This window comes from Streptomyces sp. NPDC041970 (genome assembly GCF_055588985.1).
Genome location: NZ_JBVJCD010000087.1, coordinates 1 through 3,225 on the forward strand (window position 1 = coordinate 1; position 3,225 = coordinate 3,225).

The following is a 3,225-nucleotide window of genomic DNA, read 5'->3' on the forward strand; positions in this document are numbered from 1 at the left end:
TCCCCCCCCCCCCCCCCCCCCCCCCCCCCCCCTACCCCCCCCCCCCCCCCCCCCCCCCCCCCCCCCCCCCCCCCCCCCCCCCCCCCCCCCCGCCTCGGGGTGGCCGGCTCAACGTCCCTGCAGGGCCTTCACGTTGTCGCCGAAGGTCCAGCCGCGGGAGCCGTCCCAGTTCAGGGACCAGGTCATCAGCCCCTTGAGCCCGCCCCGGTAGTGGTTCCAGGCCTGGGAGACGAGGCCGGTCGACATGTGGCCGCCACCGGCTCCGGGCTGGGCGGGGAGGCCGGGGACCTGCTTGTCGTAGGGCACCTTGATGGTGGCGCCCTGGATGACGAGCCCCTTGTCCAGGCAGTCGGTCTGGGCGACGAAGCCTGCGACCGTGCCGGCGGAGTACGAGTCGCCGGAGCAGCCGTACATGCTGCCGTTGTAGTACTGCATGTTCAGCCACCACAGCCGGCCGTTGTCCGCGTACTTCTTGATGACGGGCAGGTAGGCGCCCCAGATGGAGCCGTAGACGATGCTGCCGCCGGTGACGTACGCCGTCTCGGGGGCCATGGTGAGGCCGAAGTTCGGGGGCATCGCGGCGAGGACGCCGTCGATGATGCGGATGAGGTTGGCCTGCGAGGCGGACAGTTGGTTGATGTTGCCGGTGCCGACGAGGCCGGTCTCGATGTCGATGTCGATGCCGTCGAAGTTGTACTTCTTCAGGATCGGGACCACGGTGGCGACGAACCGGTCGGCGACGGTGCTGGAGCTGAGGTCGATCCCGGCGGCGGCTCCGCCGATCGACATGAGGGTGGTGAGGCCGGACGCCTTGGCCCGGCACATCTCGGCGGGGGTGGCGACCTTGACGGTGCTGTCCATGCCGTCCTCCCACAGGACGGTGCCGTCGGAGCGGATGACGGGGAAGGCCGCGTTGACGACGTTGTAGCCGTGTCCGGTGATGCGGGAGTCGGTGATCGGTATCCAGCCGAGCGGCGGATGCACGCCGTTGGCCGCGCCGTCCCAGTTCTCCCAGTACCCCTGGAGCACCTTGCCCGCGGGCCGCGACTTGACCGCGCAGGTCTCGGTCTCGGCGGCGGCCTTCGGCGGTGCGGCTGCGACCAGCATCGGTACGACGAGCGCCGCGGCCGCTCCGAGGCCCAGCAGTCGTGAGATCCTGCCCATGACGTGTGTCCTTCCAGCCCTGGGTCCGCCGCCCGACGCGAAGGGTTCGCACCGCCGCCCTATGTCGTGGCCCTGTCAAAACGTAGATTGGTCCAGACCTGCGGTCAAGAGGTCTGGACCGCCGTCCGCGCCTCCCGTTCCGGCCCGGCGCCCTAGCGCCTGACGCAAGGCCCCCGGCGGGGATAGGTTCGGGGTCGGGTTCCGCGATCGCTTCCGGGGGAGGACGCCATGGACTGGGGCACGTTCGTCGCGACGGTGAGCGGCGGTGTCATCGCCATGTCCGGGACCGTCCTCGCCGACCACCTGCGCCGGCGCCACGAACGCGACCGTCAGGCGGCGGAGCGGCGGCGTGCGGTGTACATCGAGTTCATCGCCGCCATCGGCAAGTGCCACACGAGGCTGCGCGACATCGCCCTGGCTCGGGACCCGGCCGCCGACCCGGAACCGGCCGCCCGCGCGGCGATGGGCGAGGCGGGCGTCCACGAGGTGCGCGAGCGGCTCTTCATCGACGCCTCCGCCGACGTGGCCCGCGCGGGCCAGCGGATGCTCGAACAACTGCGCGTGCTGCAGCGCACCGTGGGCGCGGGCGCCTCGCTCGCCTCGGGCGCCTTCCACGACGCCTACCACCCCTACCTGGACACGGTCTGGGCCTACCGGGCCGCCGTGCGCGAGGAGTTGGGGGACCGGGTGCTCTCGCCCTCGTCCTTCGGATGGGACACGTGGGACGGCAAGGACCGGTGCCCGGCCTGCCGGGAGCTGACGGCGAGGGCGTGAACAAGGCCGCCGCGCCCGATGCCGCCGACGCCGTCGGCCGGCCTCCCCCGAGCCCCTTCCTCTCCCACCCGTCGCCGTACGGGCCCGTGCGCCCGCCGCCGGCGCCACCGCGGGGAGCGGGCGGCCCCGTGAAGCGGTAGGGCGCGGTGCGCTTCCGGCCATGCGGTCCGGCGCGTGATGATGGGGGTGGGGCCGCGACGCGGCGGTGTCGGCGCCGACGCACCGGCCGGCCCGGAGAGGCGGTCGCCATGTCCTCGGTCGGAGCGAAACCGTGGAGCGCGGCGGTGCTCGCCGCGCTCGTCCTGGCCGTTCTCGCGGTCGGGTGCGCGGGAGGGCCGCCGCCCGCGTCCCGGAACGGCCCGCCGCCCGACGTGCTCGCCGTGAAGATCGACAACGTGGCCGCCGCCCAGCCCCACACCGGGCTGGAGCAGGCCGACATCGTCCACGTCGAGCAGGTCGAGGCCGGTCTCAGCCGGATTCTGGCCGTCTACTCCTCCGCCGTCCCGCCCGTCGTCGGACCGGTCCGCAGCGCGCGGGAGACCGATCTGGAGCTGCTGCGGCAGTTCGACCGGCCGAAGCTGGCGTTCTCCGGGGCGCAGAGCAGGCTGCTGCCGGTCATCGACCGGGCGCCGCTGGAGCCCGTACCGCCCTCGAAGGCTCCGCAGGCGTACTTCCGCGGGACGGACCGGCCCGCGCCGCACAACCTCTACCTGCGGCCGGAGAGGATTCCGTACGCCGCGTCCGGCGTGCACGCCGCCGAGGCGCTGGGGCTGGCCTTCGGCGCGCCGCCGCCGGGCGGGAGGGCGGAGGACCGCCACACGGTCCGCTACCCCTCGGCGCGCGTCGGCTTCGACTGGTCCGCCGAACGCGACCGGTGGCTCGTCTCCCTGGACGGCTCCCCCGCCCGCACGGTGGACGGGGCGCGGATCGGGGCCGGCACGGTCATCGTCCAGGACGTGACGGTGCGCCCGTCCGACTACCACGACCGGGCGGGGAGCGTCAGCCCGTTCACCGAGACCGTGGGGTCGGGGGACGCCCTGGTCCTGCGCGACGGCCGGGCCCACGAGGCCCGGTGGACGCGGACCGCGGCCGACGCGCCCACGGTGTACAGGACCCCGGACGGCGAACGCGTCGATCTCGCCGCCGGGCCGCTCTGGGTCCTCTACGCGCCGCGCGACGCCTGACCGGCGGCCGCTCCCCGACGCACGGCGGCGGGGGCGGCGCGCGCGGCGGCGCGGTCGACCGCGCCGCCGCGCGCGCCGCCCCCGCCGCCGTGCGTCGGGGAGC

3 protein-coding genes are annotated in these 3,225 nt (G+C 74.6%); 2 read left to right on the forward strand and 1 reads right to left on the reverse strand.

Annotation, left to right across the window (positions count from 1 at the left end):
* Nucleotides 1-108: 108 nt before the first annotated feature.
* The gene (locus tag ACZ6EJ_RS26515) at nt 109-1,164 is read right to left on the reverse strand and encodes a chitinase (RefSeq protein ID WP_469270616.1); all 1,056 of its coding nucleotides are present in this window, start codon (nt 1,162-1,164) and stop codon (nt 109-111) included.
* A 228-nt stretch (nt 1,165-1,392) separates the two neighbouring features.
* Here ACZ6EJ_RS26515 and ACZ6EJ_RS26520 point away from each other — a divergent pair, with 228 nt between their 5' ends.
* A complete protein-coding gene (locus tag ACZ6EJ_RS26520) occupies nt 1,393-1,938 on the forward strand; it encodes a CchlQ (protein ID WP_469270617.1) in 546 nt (181 codons plus the stop codon).
* 248 nt (nt 1,939-2,186) lie between these two features.
* The gene (locus tag ACZ6EJ_RS26525; RefSeq protein ID WP_469270619.1) at nt 2,187-3,122 is read left to right on the forward strand and encodes a DUF3048 domain-containing protein; all 936 of its coding nucleotides are present in this window, start codon (nt 2,187-2,189) and stop codon (nt 3,120-3,122) included.
* The last annotated feature ends 103 nt before the right edge of the window (nt 3,123-3,225 follow it).